This window comes from Pseudomonadales bacterium (assembly GCA_024234165.1).
Taxonomy (GTDB): Bacteria; Pseudomonadota; Gammaproteobacteria; order Pseudomonadales; family UBA5518; genus UBA5518.
This window is the reverse complement of the sequence record JACKOP010000003.1, coordinates 736,788-751,035: the sequence shown is the minus strand read 5'-3', so window position 1 is coordinate 751,035 and position 14,248 is coordinate 736,788. Positions and strand designations below refer to the sequence as shown.

General features: G+C 64.0%; 15 protein-coding genes. 6 read left to right on the top strand and 9 right to left on the bottom strand.

Annotated elements, in window-relative coordinates:
- Nucleotides 1-7: 7 nt before the first annotated feature.
- The 7 genes from H7A12_12725 to dcm all read right to left on the bottom strand — a co-directional run bounded on the left by H7A12_12725 (nucleotide 8) and on the right by dcm (nucleotide 6,736).
- A complete protein-coding gene (locus tag H7A12_12725) occupies nucleotides 8-343 on the bottom strand; it encodes a helix-turn-helix domain-containing protein (GenBank protein MCP5321668.1) in 336 nt (111 codons plus the stop codon).
- A gap of 86 nt (nucleotides 344-429) precedes the next feature.
- The gene (locus H7A12_12720) at nucleotides 430-1,335 is read right to left on the bottom strand and encodes a hypothetical protein (protein ID MCP5321667.1); all 906 of its coding nucleotides are present in this window, start codon (nucleotides 1,333-1,335) and stop codon (nucleotides 430-432) included.
- A gap of 215 nt (nucleotides 1,336-1,550) precedes the next feature.
- Nucleotides 1,551-1,934 (bottom strand): hypothetical protein, encoded by a 384-nt coding sequence (locus H7A12_12715; GenBank protein MCP5321666.1) that lies wholly within the window; start codon nucleotides 1,932-1,934, stop codon nucleotides 1,551-1,553.
- A gap of 22 nt (nucleotides 1,935-1,956) precedes the next feature.
- Nucleotides 1,957-2,664, bottom strand: a complete 708-nt coding sequence (locus tag H7A12_12710) for a YkgJ family cysteine cluster protein (GenBank protein MCP5321665.1) — start codon at nucleotides 2,662-2,664, stop codon at nucleotides 1,957-1,959.
- A 363-nt stretch (nucleotides 2,665-3,027) separates the two neighbouring features.
- Nucleotides 3,028-3,447: a hypothetical protein gene (locus tag H7A12_12705; GenBank protein MCP5321664.1), complete on the bottom strand. Its 420-nt coding sequence runs from the start codon at nucleotides 3,445-3,447 to the stop codon at nucleotides 3,028-3,030.
- Between the two features lie 752 nt (nucleotides 3,448-4,199).
- The gene (locus H7A12_12700; GenBank protein MCP5321663.1) at nucleotides 4,200-5,432 is read right to left on the bottom strand and encodes a type II restriction endonuclease; all 1,233 of its coding nucleotides are present in this window, start codon (nucleotides 5,430-5,432) and stop codon (nucleotides 4,200-4,202) included.
- Nucleotides 5,381-6,736, bottom strand: coding sequence for a DNA (cytosine-5-)-methyltransferase (gene dcm, locus H7A12_12695; protein MCP5321662.1), 1,356 nt, complete (start codon nucleotides 6,734-6,736; stop codon nucleotides 5,381-5,383). The genes H7A12_12700 and dcm overlap by 52 nt, the downstream gene beginning before the upstream one ends.
- A 284-nt stretch (nucleotides 6,737-7,020) precedes the next feature.
- Here dcm and vsr point away from each other — a divergent pair, with 284 nt between their 5' ends.
- Complete coding sequence (gene vsr, locus H7A12_12690; GenBank protein MCP5321661.1) at nucleotides 7,021-7,527, top strand: DNA mismatch endonuclease Vsr; 507 nt, start codon at nucleotides 7,021-7,023, stop codon at nucleotides 7,525-7,527.
- A gap of 827 nt (nucleotides 7,528-8,354) precedes the next feature.
- Here the strand turns inward: vsr and H7A12_12685 are convergent.
- Complete coding sequence (locus tag H7A12_12685) at nucleotides 8,355-8,501, bottom strand: hypothetical protein (GenBank protein ID MCP5321660.1); 147 nt, start codon at nucleotides 8,499-8,501, stop codon at nucleotides 8,355-8,357.
- A 106-nt stretch (nucleotides 8,502-8,607) separates the two neighbouring features.
- Between H7A12_12685 and H7A12_12680 the strand changes: the two genes are divergently transcribed.
- From H7A12_12680 to moeB, 5 genes are all read left to right on the top strand, one after another.
- Nucleotides 8,608-9,606 carry an aldo/keto reductase gene (locus H7A12_12680; protein MCP5321659.1) on the top strand — a complete coding sequence of 333 codons (999 nt, stop codon included), beginning with the start codon at nucleotides 8,608-8,610 and terminating at the stop codon, nucleotides 9,604-9,606.
- Nucleotides 9,607-9,801: 195 nt separating this feature from the next.
- The gene (locus H7A12_12675; protein ID MCP5321658.1) at nucleotides 9,802-10,434 is read left to right on the top strand and encodes a DJ-1/PfpI family protein; all 633 of its coding nucleotides are present in this window, start codon (nucleotides 9,802-9,804) and stop codon (nucleotides 10,432-10,434) included.
- Between the two features lie 425 nt (nucleotides 10,435-10,859).
- Complete coding sequence (locus tag H7A12_12670) at nucleotides 10,860-11,987, top strand: glycosyl hydrolase (protein MCP5321657.1); 1,128 nt, start codon at nucleotides 10,860-10,862, stop codon at nucleotides 11,985-11,987.
- Between the two features lie 4 nt (nucleotides 11,988-11,991).
- Entirely contained in the window at nucleotides 11,992-12,249 is a 258-nt protein-coding gene (locus H7A12_12665; protein ID MCP5321656.1) for a MoaD/ThiS family protein, read from the top strand.
- Nucleotides 12,239-13,405 carry a molybdopterin-synthase adenylyltransferase MoeB gene (gene moeB, locus H7A12_12660; GenBank protein MCP5321655.1) on the top strand — a complete coding sequence of 389 codons (1,167 nt, stop codon included), beginning with the start codon at nucleotides 12,239-12,241 and terminating at the stop codon, nucleotides 13,403-13,405. Before H7A12_12665 ends, moeB begins: the two co-directional genes overlap by 11 nt.
- 55 nt (nucleotides 13,406-13,460) lie before the next feature.
- Here moeB and H7A12_12655 read toward each other — a convergent pair whose 3' ends face one another.
- Nucleotides 13,461-14,231 (bottom strand): SDR family oxidoreductase, encoded by a 771-nt coding sequence (locus H7A12_12655; protein ID MCP5321654.1) that lies wholly within the window; start codon nucleotides 14,229-14,231, stop codon nucleotides 13,461-13,463.
- Between the last annotated feature and the right edge of the window lie 17 nt (nucleotides 14,232-14,248).

The window sequence follows — 14,248 nt, the reverse complement described above, 5'->3', positions numbered from 1 at the left end:
CCCGTGGTCAAAAATCGTTGTCGAGTCGGCGCCGCGAGCGTGCCCGCTCGCGGCGTTCGGACAAGGCTTCGCCCACGTCATCCGTGCTCGGCGCGGCCAACGAATCGGCCTGTTGCAGCAGGCCATAGGCCCACAGCAGCGCGAGATAGGTGGCGATGGCGGTGGTCGGCTTGCCTTTCTCTGCATCCGCCACCGCACGCGGACCGGTACCGATCTTCTGTGCCGCCTGGGCCACGGTAAGGTTGCGCCGCAGGCGCGCGGTCTTCAGGTTCACACCCAGTCGCTGCAAAGTCGCTTCGACCTCGATCGGTGGGGTGGTACGCAGGAGGTTGGTTTTTGACATTAGCCTTATAGCGCTATTTATACCTGATTAGTTGCCTTATAAAGCCGCTTTACTCCCATGGCAAGCACGACCTTCCGTTCCCGGGCTTACGCCGCAAAAAACACCCAAACGCTGCGGTAGTCCGCCTCGCGGCTGGCGGTCGCAACAGGTGCAACGTACTCGATGATGAGCCGATGTGGGCCATCGGAGAATTCCAGCGCGCACCGGCCTAGCGCGGCAGCGCCGACGCCCATCAGGCCCTTGGAGCTGGTGAAGACGATGCGGCCCTCGATGTCGCACCAGGTATCACGCTCGTACTGCGGCATCACCGGGAACTGCGCGCGGTAGATCAGCAGCAGTTCGTCGAGGGTGAGGCCCAGGGCCTGGGCGACCAGCACGTCGATCTCGACCAGCGCCATGCGGCGGGCACAGTCGGAACGCAGAGCGCAATCACGTTGCCATGTCGGCGTGAGGCTGGCGAAGAAGCCCTGCGGCAGGCGCGGGTTGCCGGGTTGGCTCCAGCGCGGGTCGATGAAGGCGAGATCGAAGACCGGTTCCCAGCGATCGGCGTAGTGGGTGGTGAGCGCGATCAGCGCCAATGCGCGTGCGGCTATGCGCGGATTACTGGCTTGGGCAACCGGGAACTTGTCGCCAATATCACCACGGAAATCCTTCTTCCCCGTGGTTCGGCGGTAGAAATCCAGGACCAGCGAGGACCAATAACCAGCGTTTACAGCAACGTCATTGAGATGGCGAAACGTGATGCTGAAAACGCGATCGATGTGCCCCTGCCCTCTCGGTAGGATCGTCGGCCGGACAGAGCGTTCGTCCGCAGGATGAGCGCCACGGCGAACCGCCAGCCGGTAGTACTCCGTCACCGGCAGCGCCACCTCGCCGCGTCGCAGCGGACCACGTCCTCCGGCGTCATCTGCGCCTTGGGCACGAACCACGGTGCGGGTTTCGGTCCAGCCCACACGTGGCACACGGCAGGCGTGTTTGGCACGGTCGGCCATGGAGTGGTAATTGCTGCGCGACAGGTAGTCCTCGGGCAGGGCTTTCAGGTCGATGACGTCGTAGTGGCCGTTGGCGGTGCAGACCCGGCACGGGGTCTTGTTGTACGGATTGGCGAGGAAGAAGTGCGAGCGGAAATGAAGGTGGCAAAGCCTCGCCGGGGACGCGCGATGCAGGCCCCTGCGCCAATTGGCTATTTCTTGCTCGTCACCACGTCTTACTTCGGGCCACCGGCACCTGAGCCTTGCCCGCTCTTCTGTGCGGCATCTCCCACCGCTTCGCCCTGCTCGGACTGGTGATCAGAACGGTCCGGCAACTGGACCTTCTCGAACTTTTTCTGGACGGCGGGTGCGCCGGCTCTGGACTCGCCTTTGACGTCGTCGAATTTCAGGTACGCCCCACCGGCTTTTGCGCGCGGCGCGGCATGGTCCTGCACCTGAGCGGGTGAGTCCCCGGCCGCTGGCCCCGCCTCGTCCGCACCGAGCACGGTGGCAGGTGCGATGCCCATGGTCATGCCGAGCGTCGTTGCCGCCACGGCGAGCCGCAGCGCGTGGTCACGCGGTTCCGGCGTCGCGCCGGTCGATTGCCTGCGTTTGCTCATGCTGCCTCTCCTCCGGTTGTCTTCAGCCATGCATCGATGGCTTCGATGTACGACTGCAGCACCGCCTCGACGTCCTCGGGAACGGCCTGCCCGTGCTGCCGACAACGATGCCATCTGCATCCAGCCACTCCGCAAAACCCGGCAGTCCTGCGTCATCGGTCGGGGCGAGCAGCGCCGCCTCGGTCACCTGGCGCAGCTCCGGCCGTACAGGCAGGACGCCCTGCAGGGCGTCGAACAGGCGGTAGAAAAGTGCCTGGAGGCGGTCGACGGCGTCGAAGTAAGGTGACAGACCCTGGCGCTCGAGGAAGCCGGCGACGGTGCCGTCCTGTCCGTAGCGCCCCGCGCTCTGCGGGTGGAGCCGCAGTGTCCTGAAGGTCTCCACCTCGCCGGCCGTGACCCAGCGACCGAGCGGATAGACCCGGCAGGCGAGCGGCCGGTCGGCGTGCACGGTGCAACGCCCGCCGTCGAGAAAGACGCAACTGCCGTCCGGGCGCGAGGCGAGCCAGGGACCATCGGGCGCGACGTGCCGGCGCAGGAACTCGCCAGTCCCGAGCTTGGCGTGGCGCGCCAGCCGCAGCACGTCGTAAGGGCCGAGCGGAATGCGCTTGTGGTAGCAGCAGCGCCCGCAGGCGCCGCACTCGTAGCCGAAGGCACTGTCGCGCACGAGGTGCGCCGCGTCGCCGTCCTCCGGCGGGTGTGCTTCAGGCGGCGTGTCAGTGTTCTCGGGCATGCGCCATTATCCCCTGTTCAGGGGACTGCTCAGGTGCCGGTGCTTCGGTAACTTGCCTCTCGGCGATAGCGACCAAGCGACCTGCTGCCACAGCCTGTGCCCAAAACGGTGTCGGTGTTCACTGATTGCCTTTCTGGCACGGTGTCGCTTGTCGACGACGCTGGACCTTCGAAAAAGGCCATCAGTGAATACCGGCACCGTGTCCCTATGGACGCATATCCCGCAACGCAGGTCCCAGGAGTCTGTCGGACTTGAGTCCGCGCTGACGTGTTGACCGCGGACGCGGCTATTTTTTGATCAGTATTGCGCGAATGGGACGGTGCGAATGCTCTGGAGGTCGCCACAAGGCCCCTCAAGAGCCACTCAGCTCATTGAAGGCGTGATCGGGATGCACACCCCCGCAGCACATGCATGCGCTTGATGTTCCAAGCCATGGCCACCAGGCTCCACCGACTGCTTGCGCAGCTTGTACAGCGCCCGCCCGGTCTGGGTGCCCAGCCGGTGCGCCATCTGCACAACCGGATCGGCCGTCTCGGGCGCAGATGCATCGGGGCGAAGCGCTGCATCACGGGCAGGTGGTGGCACCTCTTGCCTGATCGCCAGTAGCGGCTCAATGCCCGCGTCGCGGCAGGCTTGCACGTTGGCCTGACTGCAGTAGCCGTCGTCCGCAATCAGCGACTGCACCTGACCCAGCGCCTTGGGCAAGAACTCAACAGCCTCGATCGTGGGCTCGACTTCGCGCTTGTCGTTGCAAGCTTGGCTGACGTGCCGGGTGATCGCCATCATCGTGCACGCGACGCTGGGCGACATCTATTTGCTGTGGCTTGCACTGGACGGTGTAGAGGAGGGGCAGCCAGTCACGCTGAGCTGGATTTCGGATATCGGTGGGGATCCACACGATCCCTCACCTGTACTTGCGCACCGGTGCCTCGCTGGGATGCGGTTCTGGCACGTGCACGTGGCGTCAACGTATCCCGCGTTGCCGCCGGCGCGGAACGCACCGCCCTGCTCAGTGCTCCGCTTCCCCCGAACCCGGACGTTCCGGACGAACAGTTCGCCGGAACCATAAAGCAGATACACCGCAGGGCGCTTGCATCGGTACACATCTGTCCGCTGCGATTTGCACTGCAGTGGACGCGGGAGCCTTCTGCTGCGTTCATGCAGGAGCACCATCACTGAATGCTCTACGGCAACGTGGTCGGGACGTTCGAGCATGCCGGAGGGGATCCCTGAGGAAGCCTGCGAACTGCTGTGGCAACAGCTGACCGAGGGAACGTGCGCGAGCGGTCTGGCAAAACCGGCGGGTGGGACCGGACGGCACTTTGGCAGGACTGGATGCTGACGCTTGGTGGCGACAGGGATGGTGAGGATGCCCCGTCGCTTGCCTACCGCTATGCGATATCCGGTACGCCCCGGCCGGATGTGTCTGCCCTTGCAGAGGGCGCGCATCTGGTCGCGATTGAATGGGGCAAAGCGTTGGCAGTCCAAGTCGTCAGCGCTGCAAGGTCGCGGTCAGCAACAGACGCGCGCCCTGCTCAGCCCGACTTGACCATGGAGATGAACTGACCAACCGTGAGCAGTTCCGGCCGGATCTCCCTTGGGTATCGCGTGTGTAGCGGTTCAGGAACGACCAGCCTGACGCCAGCCTTCCTCATCTCGTCATACTGGTTGCAGGATACGCCCTCCTGGAGTGTGGCCAGGTGTTTTACGGGAATGCGATCGGCTTCGTTCAGAATCTGCCGCCAGCGATCCTTGCAAGTCGTCTTCGCGGCGAGCATCCACAGGGGACTTTCGCCTCTCCGGTAGTGTTCGGCGGACGGAAACAGGAAATCCGGCTTTTTTGCACCCTCCGATACTTCTCCATGGGAATGCTTGACGCCCTCTTCCTCGAACAGTCGAGCCAGATGCAGTTCCAGTGAGCGCCCCGATCGCGACTTGCGACGATTGCTGACCGCATTGCTGTAATTGATGAAATCATCCACGGACGAGAAGCCGCGCGAAATTCGCGGAAGGACAACGATCTGTTCGATCGATCGAAACATCTCGTACTCACACTGTCGCCGACCGATAAGGCGCTTGTCGGCGCTCAGTCCGACGAGCGGACGCAGCGTTACGCAACGTTCCACGATTGTGGCACCCGACGGGAAACGCTCTTGCCACTCCGCAGGTATGGTTTCTGGAGTCAGCCAGCAACTGGGTATATGTCCGGTATCCACGACGGAGGCGGGTTTGAGCCCGGATTCAAGGAAAAGAGGCGCTCCCGGTTCAATTGTCCCGACATATCCCTCGAGCAGTTCTTCCTCTTCGAGATTACAGATCCAGACAAGACATGCGTCAGCGTCCCGGGACTCAACCTTCCGGAATGCAAACACGGCAATTGACCCCGTTGCGTCCGGATCGAGCAAAGGTGAGTTCTTACCACCCCAGCGCGTGATGTGGCACTCGTCGCGGGTCCTGCCGTTGTACCACGTTATCCGGACGTTCACCCCGGGTTGGTCGTGTGAGTCAATGATGGCGGTCAGATATGCATCTGGATTTTGCAGCCCCGGATCGCTTATCGAGGGGAAGAGCCGGAAAGCGACATTCTTCGGCAGGTACGGACCCGCCTGATGCGAACCTGTAGCAAGCGTGTCGTTGGCCGCGAGGCGCTTGATGAAGCAAAACCACTCCGGCGACGCACGCCGGTCCCGAAGCCAGGCCTCGAACGGCTCTGTAGTCACAGTGCCATTTCCACCACGGCATTTTCTGCTGGCTGCTCGTTCAGGCATGGGCGCCCATTGCGGTCGCGTCTTGCCTTGACCTGCGCCTTCTCGGCGACGTGCGGCCGCATGAGCCGCGCCACTTCCCGAAAGACCGGAACCACGACCGAATTTCCGAACTGCTTGTAAGCCCTGGTATCCGATACCGGAATCTTGAATGAGTCCAGAAAACCCATCAGTCGAGCGCACTCGCGCGGGGTGAGCCGGCGTGGCAGCTGATTCCTTCGTTGCCTAACCAGGATCTCGGAACCGTCCTTGTAGTAGCGCGCAGACAGTGTCCGAGCGATATCCTCGGGACCGACCAGGCCGAAACCGAAGCCATTGCCGGCTGCCCTGTGCTTGTCCGCGTAAGCCTGAAGGTAACTCCATAATTTCGGTGTCAACGTGTACTTGTCGCTGACCTTGCCTGTCCCGGGGTTCACGTAGCGATCGCCGTCGTGCTCCGGAATTATCTCGGAGCCGTCTTCGGGGTGCAGGATGGCAGACAGCCTCACCAGCCCTCTATCCGGCAGTTCCATGCTGTCAAACGAGAAGTTCACCTTCTCCCGAAAGCCGACAATAACGATCCTTTCACGATGCTGGGGGACGAAATGCATTCCGTCGATCACCCGAAACTGGATTTCGTAGCCGAGATCCCGCGTGAGCACGTTGCGCATCACCTCGAATGTGCGTCCCTTGTCATGGGAGCGCAGGTTCTTCACGTTTTCCAGAACGAAGGCTTTGGGGGCCTTTTCCGCGATGATCCGGGCGACGTCGAAGAACAGGGTGCCCTGTGTCTCGTCGAGAAACCCGTGATTGCGGCCCAGTGCGTTCTTCTTCGAAACACCGGCAATCGAGAAGGGCTGACACGGGAATCCGGCCAGCAGCACATCGTGCTGCGGTATATCGCCGGCTGCTACCGTTGTGATGTCACCGTGGATCTCCTCATGGGACCGGTAATTGGCCTTATAGGTCCGCTGTGCGTATTCGTCCCACTCACTGGTGAAAACGCACTCGCCGCCAACGGACTCGAACGCCTGCCGCAACCCGCCGATACCGGCAAACAGGTCGATGAAACTGAACGTTCCGGGGACCGGCTTGCGCAGGAACGGAAGGTACAACTGCCGCAACTGCTCGATGCGATCGTCGGCGTCGCGGGGGAGGCAGTCGCGGCTGGACCACCGCCGGACATTGCGTTCGTTGCTCTTCAGGTGTCGGGCAATCCCGGAGGCCGGGATTACTTCCAGCGCTGAATCGAGGGCTTCGTAGAACGGGTGCTCGTCCATCTGGCAGGTCATCCGCGGGAAATTTCCGGACATTCTGCCAGCGGGCATGCGTGCTGTCTATATATACATGATGCATGCGCACGACAAGCGAGCGCTTCGCGACGACTTCAGCCACCACATCACGACATTGGCTTCCTGCCCGACCACTCGCACGACCTCCTTCCAGACGCGCAGAAGCCGCGAGATATACCCTTGTCATCTACTCATCCTCTGTCTTCACTGAATCCGCTGCTGGTCAACCAGAAGTCGTGGTGCGCACCAGTGTGCTCCGCTAACCTGCCCGGACAGGGTCGGGTGCAGCGGGGTCCGATCCGCGAAGTGGCGGAGTGCATATGACGGATGTGGTTGACGCGCAAACACGCTCGCGCATGATGGCCGGCATACGGGGCGCGAACACAAGGCCGGAAATGGTGATCCGGCGCGGCCTCCATCGCGCAGGTTTTCGCTACAGACTGCACGTGCGCAAGATCCCCGGTCGGCCGGATATCGTGCTGCCGAAATATGAGGCCATAGTGCTGGTGAACGGCTGCTTCTGGCATGGTCACAACTGTCCGCTATACAGGATTCCCTCGACGCGCCGCGAATTCTGGAAGGAGAAGGTCCGCCAGAACCGGTTGCGAGACCGGCGCAACCTGCACATTTATCGCGAATCGGGATGGCGAGTCGCGATCGTATGGGAGTGCGCGCTGAAGGGGCCTGATCAGATCGGCGATGATGTGGTGATCGAGCGTCTGCACCGCTGGCTGCTGTCTAAGCGCCGCGAGCAGGAAATCAAGGGCCGTGCGCTGCCAGGTGCACTCGGGCGCCAGCCCGCAAAGCGCGCGATGAAGAACGCTTGAACACACATCAGATTCCTTCTGCCTCCAGGTTCTCTGGCTTCGAGGCTTCGGCTTGATTAGCTCGTCTAGCCTTCGGGCGGCCTTCGTTCGTTTTTGGTTTGCTACCGGCGGATGTTCGTGGCGGAGACTCGCGACGACGTCCGCTGACAGGAGCGCCTTGGGACGCGTCGGCAGTGTCGCTGTATTCTACGGGTGTCGAAACTGCTTGCTGCGCTACCGGAACAGGATCTCCCTGAGCACTTTCGCTGAAGAGGTCGGTACTCCCGGGGGATTCCGCTGCCATACCGGCGGCTCCTGAGCCCGGGTCAGCGCGCATATTGTCTTCCGCAAGAGTCACTACCTTTTGCGCCGGCAACTCGCCATCCTCGTCGGGAGCCTCAATAGGCGAGGCATCGTTTGTTACCGGAACAACAGGATCAGCCGGGATGCATCAGCAAATTTATCGCGCTGGATTATTGAGTGGATGGGACATTCATACTGCGCCGCCAGCAGGGTAAGCAGCAATCCGCACCAAGCGCAGGTCACTATTCACTATAAAGAAGAGTGCATCCAGTACGCGGCACTACCCAGCGAAATCCCCGACGACAAGGACCCGGAGGGCCATCAGCTCCACCAGAGAGCCATCCAGCGCGACCTCAAAAGCTCACGATGGGTCAATCCGATTTCCCGTTCTCGCGCACCCGCCGCCCCGCTTCATCAATCCCCGTACAAACGAATCCCGTAGAGGAATGTGGAGCCAGTCTCGAGATGGGCGCCGAAAGTCAGCGTGATGGGCGAACAGCACGCTGCTGCGGTCGGCAGCGATGCGCTCCTCGAGCGGCAAGCCCTCACGTGGTCAGCGCGACAACGCTCACGAGCCCGGTGCACGACGCCGTCAGCACGACGACAAAGACGAACAACGCCAGCCCCGCCGGCAGGCTGCCGGGCAGCCACGACCACAGAACGCCGGCACCGACACCCGCCAACGCCAGCAATAACGCACCGGCATTGCCGCCGGGCTGAGAGCCTGTGAAACCCTGACCGATCGAGCACCTTACCGATCGTCTACGCTGAGGGTCTGCCAACCAGCGAGGTTTCGTCATGCAATACCGCCGTCTCGGCCGCTGCGGCCTGCGCGTCAGCGCTTTGTCGCTGGGGTCCTGGGTGACTTACCACAACCAGGTGGACCACCATGCGGCGGTCGAGATGATGGCCGCCGCCTTCGACGCCGGCGTCAACTTCTTCGACAACGCCGAGGCGTATGCCCAAGGACAAAGCGAGGTCGTCATGGGCGCGGCGCTGAAGACACTCAAGTGGCCGCGCTTGAACTACGTCGTCTCGACCAAGTTCTTCTGGGGCCTGGGGCGCGACGCCGGGGCGGTCAACCGCAAGAACACGCTGAATCGCAAGTATCTGCTGGATGCCATCGACGGCTCGCTGCAACGCTTCGGCCTGGACCATATCGACCTGATCTACTGCCACCGCCCCGACCCGCAGACGCCGGTCGAGGAGACGGCGCGCGCGATGAGCGACATCATCGAGCAAGGCAAGGCGCTCTACTGGGGCACGAGCGAGTGGAGCGCCGACGACATCCGCGCCGCCTGTGCCGTCGCCGAACGCCACGGCTGGCACAAGCCGGTAGTCGAGCAGCCGCAATACAACCTGTTCCATCGCCGGCGCGTCGAACACGAGTACGCGCGGCTCTACGAGGACATCGGGCTTGGCCTCACGACCTGGAGCCCGCTCGCGTCCGGACTGCTGAGCGGCAAGTACCGCCGCGGCGTTCCCGCCGGCAGCCGCGGCGCGATGGAAGGCATGTCGTTCCTGCACGCAGACCTGGCCGACCAGGCAAAGACCGCCGCGGTGGCCGAACTCGAAGCGCTTGCCGCCGAACTCGGCGCCACGGCGGCGCAACTGGCGATCGCCTGGGCGGCGGCCAACCCGCGCGTGAGCAGCGTCATCACCGGAGCGTCGAAGCTGAGTCAGTTGCAGGACAACCTGGGCGCCATGGCCGTATTGCCCGGCTTGACGCCCGAAGTCAAGGCGCGTATCGAGGCGATCACGCAAGGCCTCGCCGACCGGGAAAGCGCGGCACCATGAGTCGCGCGCAGCAGCTCGACCGCACCGGCCATCTGTGGCACCCATTGCGGCGACACGCTTGAGCCTTGAGCCTTCCAAGGGTGATCCCTGGCGCACGCCGTTTTCATGTGTGTTTCGATGACGCATCATGCACTCGAGCCCGACTGGCCAGGTTGCGAGCAGGCAGGGTTGCCGACGTACGACGAGGAACGAGCCATGCTGATCAATATTCTGGCTTATCCGGGCATGACGATGCTCGATGCGGTAGGACCTTATGAAGTATTGAGCCGGCTGCCGGGAGCAAGACTGCAGTTCGTCGCGCTGGACAACGAGCCGATCACGTCCGACACGGGGTTCATGCGTTTCCTGCCGACTTGCGACGTGGCTGCCGCAGGTCGCTCCGATGTGCTGCTGGTGCCCGGTGGGCCACCTGCAAAGGTGATGCCGGTTGCGCAGGACCCGTCCGTCCAGCGCTGGCTGCAGGCGCAGCATGCCCAAACGCGCATCACGGCTTCGGTCTGCACGGGTGCACTGATCCTGATCGCAGCCGGGATCGTCACCCAGGGTGATGTCTCGACGCACTGGGAGGCGGCTGAGACGGTCGAGGAGATGGGGCTGCACTACAGTGGGAAACGCTTCACCCGGTCGGGCAAGGTGTTCATGGCAGCAGGCGTTTCTGCCGGAATCGACCTGGCGCTGGTCCTGTGTGCCGAAATTGCTGATCCGGTGACGGCTCAGGCCATCCAGGTCGGCATCGAATACGATCCTGAACCTCCTTTTCCTTACGGTGGATCAGACCCCATCATCAGGCAGAGGTCTCATGATCTGTTGATGGCGTCGCTGGGATGAACACGACCCTCCCCCAGCCTCGTCGGATCATTCCCGGCTTCCCCCTTTGCCTTCAACTGCTTGTGGCGCCGTTTCGCACGCTCGGCGGCGCTTGCTGAACGCATAAGCACCTGTCTGGTTGGAGCGATCCCGCTCGACACCCTGCCCGCCTGCTCGAATCGGGTCGGAACAGCGGATCGTCGGCGTCCGCTGCCGATCGCCAGCGTCCCTGCTCCCAATCCATGCACCTCGCGGAGGCGCCACTCACGCCATCACCAGCGACCCAGTCGACAGCGGGCCACGCGCGGGCGTGCCACCAGCGTCACCACACCGGTGGCGGCTTCCCTGCGTTGGCGTAAACTCGACGCGAGACGGCAACGCGAATGCCGTGGCGCCGGCACGCTGCAGCGCGCAATTTGGCAACCTGAGGGACTCGGAGGGGGGCAATGGCACACAAGACCCTGCTGCTCGTCGCGACACGCAAGGGTGCCTGGATACTGCACGGCGATGGGGCACGCAAGCGGTGGCGGATCGACGGCCCGCACTTCCTCGGCAACATCATTCATCACCTGGTGCTCGATCCGCGCGACGGCCGGACCCTGCTCGCGGCCGCGAGCACCGGACACCTCGGGCCAACCTTGTTCCGTTCGCTCGATCGCGGGCGCAGCTGGCGCGAGGTCAAACGGCCGCCGGCATTCGCCAAGGTTCCCGAAGGCGAGAAGGGCCGGGTCGTCAATCACACGTTCTGGCTGACACCCGGGCTCGAATCGCAACCGGGTGTCTGGTACGCGGGCACGTCGCCGCACGGCCTGTTCTGCTCGGAGGATGGCGGCGACTCGTGGGAGGAATGCGCCGGCCTCAACGACGATCCGCAGTACCGCGAGTGGATGGGCGGCCCGCAGGATGGCACACCGGATGGCCCGAAGCTGCACTCCGTCATCGTGGATCCGCGGGACGCAAACCACCTCTATCTCGGCATGTCGAGTGGCGGCGTGCACGAATCGACCGACGGCGGACAAAGCTGGGCGCCGTTGATCGACGGGCTGGAAGTCGTCGAGATGTTCGATCCCTCGAAGGTCTGGTTTCACGATCCGCATTGCATCCGCATCTGCCCCAGCAATCCGGACCGCCTCTATCAACAGAATCATTGTGGCATCTATCGACTCGACCGTCCCGGCCGGCGCTGGACACGCATCGGCAAGACGATGCCGAAGTCGATCGGCGACGTCGGCTTTCCGATGGTCGTGCATCCACACGATGACGACATTGCCTGGGTGTTCCCGATGGATGGCTCGTCCGTCTGGCCCCGTGTGAGCCTCGCCGGCAAACCGGCCGTCTACGTCACGCGCAACGGCGGCCGGACCTGGCGCCGCCTGGATGCGGGGCTCCCGGAATCCCAGGCGTGGTGGACCGTGAAGCGGCAAGCGATGACGAGCGATGCGCGCGATCCGGTCGGCCTGTATCTCGGGACGACGAGCGGTGAGTTGTGGATGGGGGCCGACGAAGGCGCGCACTGGAAGTGCATCGCACAACATCTTCCCGAGATTTACGCCGTGGAAACTGCGCAGGTCTAGTGCCGTGAAAGTCGTGATTCCGGGCCCGCTGCGCTCCTACACGAACGAGCGGGAAGTTGCGGCTTGCGGCGCGACACTGGGTGACGCCCTGGTCAATCTCGAGCGGCAGTTCCCGGGCATCCGTCATCGACTGATCGACGAACAGGGCGAGGTGCGCCCGCACATGCGCATCTTCATCAATGGCGAGCAGTGCTTCGATCTGCGCCAGCGCGTGGATCCACGCGACGTGCTGCAGATCATCCAGGCGCTGAGTGGCGGCTGAGGTGGCAGTCGACGAAGCGAGTGTCGACGAGGTCGCCTCGTGGCTGCAGCAGTCACCGGCGCTGGTCGTGCTCGACGTTCGCGAAACCGACGAACACGCTGCCGGCATCGTGGCTGGCGCCCTGTGCTTGCCGCGCGCGCTGATCGCCACGCACATTGCCAAGCTCGTCCCGGACAAGCAGCGCCTCATCGTCGCCTATTGCGGCAGCGGCGTGCGGTCGCAGCTTGCCTCGCAGGCGCTTGCCGACCTGGGTTACTCGCGCGTGTGTTCGATGCGCGGCGGCTTCGCCGAATGGCAACGCGCCGGACACGCATGGGTCGTTCCCGCAGGCGATGCCGACGGCCGTGCGGCGCCGCTCACCGCCGAGCAGACAACGCGCTACGCGCGCCACGTGCGGCTGCCGGAAATCGGCGTGGCGGGGCAGCGCAGGTTGCTGGCGGCGCGTGTGCTGTGCGTCGGTGCGGGAGGTCTCGGCTCACCCGCCGGCCTGTATCTCGCGGCTGCCGGAATCGGCACACTGGGGATCGTCGATTCCGATGTCGTCGAACTGAGCAACCTGCAGCGACAGGTGCTCCACGCCAGCGACCGCCTGGGCATGCCCAAGGTCGACAGCGCCGGTCAAACGCTTCGCGCCCTCAATCCGGATGTCCGGGTGATTCGCATCGCCGAGCGTCTCGGCGCCGCGAACGCGCTCGCGATACTCGCGGACTACGACCTCATCGTCGACGGCAGCGACAACTTTGCGACCCGTTACCTCATCAACGACGCGGCTCTGCGCCTTCGCAAGCCCGTGATCCACGCGGCCATCCAGCGTTTCGAAGGACAGCTGACAGCCTTCGCCGCCGATGGGGCACCGTGCTATCGCTGCCTCTTCCCGCAGCCACCGCCCGCGGACACCGCGCCGTCCTGCGCGGAAGCGGGGGTGCTCGGCACACTGCCCGGCGTGCTTGGCGTTCTGCAGGCCACCGAGGCGATCAAGCAGATCCTCGGCATCGGCAGGGGCCTGGTCGGTCGCCTCGTCACCTACGACGCTCTCGCGATGAGCTTCACGGAGCTCAGGCTGCAGCGCGACCCGCACTGCCCGACGTGCGGCGAAGGCGTCGATCGCTCGGCGATCCAGCCGCGGGATCAGGCACCGGACTGCAGCGCGGCCTGACTTCGCCACCGCGCTTGCCGCTCGCAACCGAAGTCCCCGACGCCCGGACCTGGGGTCACATGCGCTGCGAGGAGATATTGCCCCCGTCGACCACGAGCTCGGTCGCGGTGATGTAGCTCGCGTCCGCAGACAGCAGGAAACGCACCGCGCGGGCGATCTCGACGGGCTCACCCACACGCCCGAGCAGGATACGGCGCTCGAAGGTCCCCGCCGGCAGGATATCGAGCACCGGCTGCAGCATCGGTGTGCGGATCTGTCCTGGAGAAACGGCGTTGATGCGCACCCCGTCTGCCGCCAGTTCGTCGGCCAGCGAGCGCACCAGCGACAACATGCCGCCCTTCGAGGCGCTGTAGGCCGGGTTGGCCGCGTTGCCGAGCGTCGCGTTGATCGACGCGATGCCAACCACCGCACCGCCGCGTGCCGCCGCGAGATCGGCGCGGATCGCCTGCACGATGAACGGCAGCGCGCGCAGGTTCACGTTCAGCACCGTATCCCAGGCATCCGACGTCAGCTCGTTCAGCGGAATCGCGTTCGATACGCCCGCCGCGTGCACCAGCGCGCCGATCGCACCGATCGCAGCACGGGTACGCTCCACCGCCGCGGCGATGCCGTCGGTCCTGCGCAGATCGATGCCGAGGCCGATTGCGGGTACGCCGTGCTGTGCGGTGAGCTGTCCGGCAATCGCAGCGGCGCGCTGCTCATCCAGATCCCAGACCGCAACTGCACGGCCTTCCGCTGCCAGTACGTCGGCACACGCAGCGCCGATGCCGGAACAGCCTCCGGTCACGATTGCCCCACCCAGAGAAACCGCTTTCGTCGCGCTCATTCGTATGACTCCTTGTT